Source organism: Acinetobacter sp. YH01019, from assembly GCF_013420285.1.
GTDB classification, from domain to species: Bacteria; Pseudomonadota; Gammaproteobacteria; order Pseudomonadales; family Moraxellaceae; genus Acinetobacter; species Acinetobacter gandensis.
This window is the reverse complement of sequence record NZ_VOYM01000135.1, coordinates 1-4,129: the sequence shown is the minus strand read 5'-3', so window position 1 is coordinate 4,129 and position 4,129 is coordinate 1. Positions and strand designations below refer to the sequence as shown.

The following is a 4,129-nucleotide window of genomic DNA, read 5'->3' as shown; positions in this document are numbered from 1 at the left end:
GAATAATTCAAGTGAATTTGTTTGAAAGAAGAACTTTAAAAGCTTTATTTTCACCCGATAAAATACCCATAAAACAAGAGGAAGCTCAAATGAGCTTCCTCTTGTGAAAAATTGTGGGACAGCAATGGCGAAAGCCTCTTTTTTTTATCTGAAGCGTTTGCACTACCATTGATAGACGTTGGCTTGATGAATCTCAAGGAAATTCGCAGGTTGAGCCAAATCAGTGAAGCCAAATTGACGATATAAACCATGTGCATCTGCCGTTGCAAGCAGCATGCGTCTCAAATTTGCAGAGCCACATTTTTCAAATAGAGTACTCACAATCAATTTTGAATAACCTTGGCCTCGATGCTTATCTGCTACATAAATATCTGCTAAATAGGCAAATGTTGCATAATCCGTTATGGCACGACCAAAACCAATGAGTTCATCATCGAGAAGTAAAGCCACAGCCAAGGAATTTTCAATCGCTTTTTTCACCACATGTTTAGGAATATCTTTTGACCAATAGGTATCACTTAAAAAGCGGTGCACTGTATCTAAATCTATTTCATTTTTGTCATCGGTAATTTTTAAATTATTTAGCAGAGGATGGATGTCCATGGCAATACACACTTGAGCTTTTGATCTATGGTTATATTTTTAAAGCAGATCTCCATTCGCTGTAAATGTTTATTTTGATGGATTTAGACCTGATGCGGATTCAGCTCTATTGCGATGTATGCTGAATTGCGTTTTATCAAACAAAAATAGCAGTGAGTTTGCTAAAATGGCGGCTGATTTAACACTGCCTCCATACCTATGACTGAACTGCTCCAAGATGATGAATATGACCGCCGTTTTGCTGGCGTAGCCAAAATATATAGTGATGAAAGTTTTCATCATTATGAAAAAAGTCATGTCATGGTGATTGGGATCGGTGGTGTAGGCTCATGGGCGGTTGAAGCTTTGGCACGTACAGGTATTGGTGAACTGACCTTGGTCGATATGGATGTGGTCGCAGCATCAAATATTAACCGTCAATTACCCGCTATGAGTTCAACCCTAGGGCATGAAAAAATTGAAGTAATGGCTGAACGCTGTCGTTCGATTAACCCACGGATAAAACTCAATTTAATTGATGATTACTTAACACCTGAAAATGTGAAAGAAATATTAGCCGGCAATCCCGATTTAATTTTAGATTGTATTGATGACGTGAAAGCGAAATTCGCCCTCATGTTACATTGTCGTTTTAATAAAATTCCGTTGATTGTCTCGGGTGGTGCAGGCGGTAAACTCGATCCATTAAAAATTCGTGTGGCGGATTTATCTAAAACTGAGCAAGACCCGATGTTAGCAAAGTTGCGTACACAGTTACGTGGTAAAGGCATTTGTAAAAAGCCCAAAGAAAAATTTGGCATTACCTGTGTATATTCAATTGATAATCCATTTTCTAGTGCTGATGTATGTCCAAGTGCAGGACTGCGCTGTGGTGGTTATGGCTCGGCAGTTGTGGTCACATCGAGCTTTGCAATGGTTGCTGTGGCAGAGGTTTTGAAAAAATTAGACGTAAAACGTGTAAAAGCATGACTGCTATCGCATTTTGAAAAAAATTAAAGCACCGAAAGCGGTGCTTTTTTGTATATAGAATTAAAATCAGACACAATGTTGGAATAATTAAAAAATATTATTTTTGGGGCAAGTATGTGGTTTTTACTGATACTAATTTTGGGGATATTGACATTGGCGTTTTGGATGTGGAAAAGACCAGATCCAGTAAAACGTGATCAAGCCAAAGCAGTTGGGCATGATTTGTGGCTAGAACAATTGGATGCGCAGCTGAAGTTTGCTGAGCGTTTAACCACAGATGTACAGCCTGATTATCTGCGTGCCTATGAGTTGTATCAAAACATGGCCAAGCAACATGAAATACCACAAGCCTATGTGGCCATGGGATTGATGCAATTAAAAGGCTTAGGTCGGGAAGCGAGTGTTGAGCATGCAACCAGCCTGTTAGAAAAAGCTTTCCAATTAGGCAGTGATGAAGCTGCTTATTATTTAGGTCAAATGGCGGAAGCAAAATTTGGTGCAAATGCTGACGCTGAAAAGGCAGTATATTGGTATCGACATGCGGTGGCGCGTGGTCATCTCGAGGCGCAATATCGTTTGGCAGAATTAAATCCAGACGATCAAACCCAAACAGAGCAACAACAATTTAAATTATTAGAAAAAAATGCAGCACAAGGACATGCCAATTCACAGTATCAATTGGCTCAGTACTATCTGAATTTGACAGAACCCAATTTGAGTTTGGGTTTAGGTTATCTATTTGAGGCCGCTGCGCAAGATCATTTAGCTGCCAATCAATTGCTAAAACAAATCTACGAATCGGATCAATATTTTCCAAGTAATCAAGAAAAAGCACTGCACTATCTTAAGCGCTGCTTATTGTTGGGAGATAAGCAGGATTTGTATGAATATTACCAAGCCGTATTGATGGGGAAAATTGATATTGATCAGCGTCAGCGGGTGTATCATGATTTATTAAATCAAGCACGTGAGCAAAAAATTGCAGCAGCGAACCGAGTTTTGGGTCTTGCCCATTTTCATGGATGGCATTTAGAAAAACAGGAAAAATTGGGGTTTAGTTTTTTATCTGAAGCTGCGCGGCAAAAAGATGCGATGGCGATTACTGTAATTGCAGCTTTGTATTTTGAAAAATATTTAGTCAGTAATGACCCTGAAAAAGCATTTGAATTATATAAAATGGCATATCAACTACAGCCTAATTTTTTTAATCAAATGGGGCTTGCAATGTGTTATTTGCAAGGTATTGGCCATGCGCAACATATGTCGCAAGCGCAAAAATTAATGGGGCAAGCTGCAGAGGAATATTTGAATACGCCGATGCAGTGTGTCGCAGATCAAAACTATGTGATTGGTCGTTTGTACAGTACAGCAGAATATCCTTTGCCAAACCGTGACAAGGCTTTGAGTTATTTAAATAAATCTGTTGAACAGGGCTCAGCGCATGCTGCATGGTATTTATATCGCTTATACACTGAAAATACTTTAAATGAGATTACAGCTGATGCAGGGTTGGCCTTAGCTGCAGTATCTAAGGCTGCAAAATTAGGACATGCTCAAGCATTAACGACGTTAGCGCAAAAAAGTTTAGACGCAAAGCAGATACCACAGGATTTATCGATGGCATTAAAATGTCTCAATATTGCAGTGGAAAAAAATAATGCAGATGCGATGACTCAATTGGGACAACTGTATGAGCATGGTTTAGGTGTGAAGAAAGATATAAATAAAGCGCTGGCTTATTATCTACAAGCCGCTGAACAAATGAATGCCGATGCATTAAGCCATTTAGGCCGATTGTATATACATGGTGAGGGGGTAGAGCGTGACCTTAATATTGCAAAGCAATATTTACAAAAAGCTGCTGTGCAAGGACATGTGCATGCCATAGATCAACTTGAAAATATCCATGCATTTTTAGGCGATAATTAATATTCATCAGTATCATAATTAATTAACCAATGCTTAGGCATTGGTTTTTTATGTATCTATATTTGATCTAAACTTTGAGACTTGTTTCTCAAAAATAACGATATTTAGCTGAAAAAAGGCTTGTGTGTTTACATAAAGCCAAACAAAGGCTTCGTTTGAAATCTAGGCATATATCGGTTTTTTTGATTAAATGTGCTGCATATTTTATATAAAATTGATTTTCGATAATAACTATGCTTAGCAATATTTATTCAGCGCTTGAGAAGTTGGGTATTAACCCACAAAGACGCGCCTTACATATCCAATTTTCGAATACTAATTTAAATCAGCAGGTCTTTTTACAACGCATTGATGGAGAACATACCTTAAGCGAGGGTTTAAATGTTCAACTGATCTGTCTATCGACTTCTGCCACCTTAGAACGGCTTTGTTGCACAAAGATTTGAAATGCAAAGTGCCCCTAATTGAGCCAAATTTAAGGCGTAACTTGGGTAAGTGGTTGACCTAATTCCGTAAATCTGTTAAGAACTGCTACACGTGCATGGATCTCATTCACTTGGCTATCAAAACTCCTTGCACTGAGTTTATCTCCTAATAATTTGATGCAATGCATCTTAGTTTCAACCAA

Annotated in this window: 3 protein-coding genes and 2 pseudogenes; 3 read left to right on the top strand and 2 right to left on the bottom strand. The window is 38.4% G+C overall.

What is annotated here, in order from left to right:
- Positions 1 to 162 precede the first annotated feature (162 nt).
- Positions 163 to 603 (bottom strand): GNAT family N-acetyltransferase, encoded by a 441-nt coding sequence (locus tag FTT84_RS17080; RefSeq protein ID WP_180081950.1) that lies wholly within the window; start codon positions 601 to 603, stop codon positions 163 to 165.
- Positions 604 to 801: 198 nt separating this feature from the next.
- Between FTT84_RS17080 and FTT84_RS17075 the strand changes: the two genes are divergently transcribed.
- From FTT84_RS17075 to FTT84_RS18135, 3 genes and pseudogenes are all read left to right on the top strand, one after another.
- Positions 802 to 1,572, top strand: coding sequence for a ThiF family adenylyltransferase (locus tag FTT84_RS17075; RefSeq protein WP_180058761.1), 771 nt, complete (start codon positions 802 to 804; stop codon positions 1,570 to 1,572).
- A gap of 114 nt (positions 1,573 to 1,686) precedes the next feature.
- On the top strand, positions 1,687 to 3,501 hold the full coding sequence (locus FTT84_RS17070) for a tetratricopeptide repeat protein (protein ID WP_180081952.1): 1,815 nt from the start codon (positions 1,687 to 1,689) through the stop codon (positions 3,499 to 3,501).
- 233 nt (positions 3,502 to 3,734) lie between these two features.
- Positions 3,735 to 3,920, top strand: a pseudogene (locus FTT84_RS18135) (hypothetical protein); the annotation flags it as partial.
- A gap of 56 nt (positions 3,921 to 3,976) precedes the next feature.
- On the opposite strand, the pseudogene FTT84_RS17065 reads toward FTT84_RS18135, so the two are convergent.
- Positions 3,977 to 4,129: pseudogene (locus FTT84_RS17065) on the bottom strand (IS5/IS1182 family transposase); the annotation flags it as partial.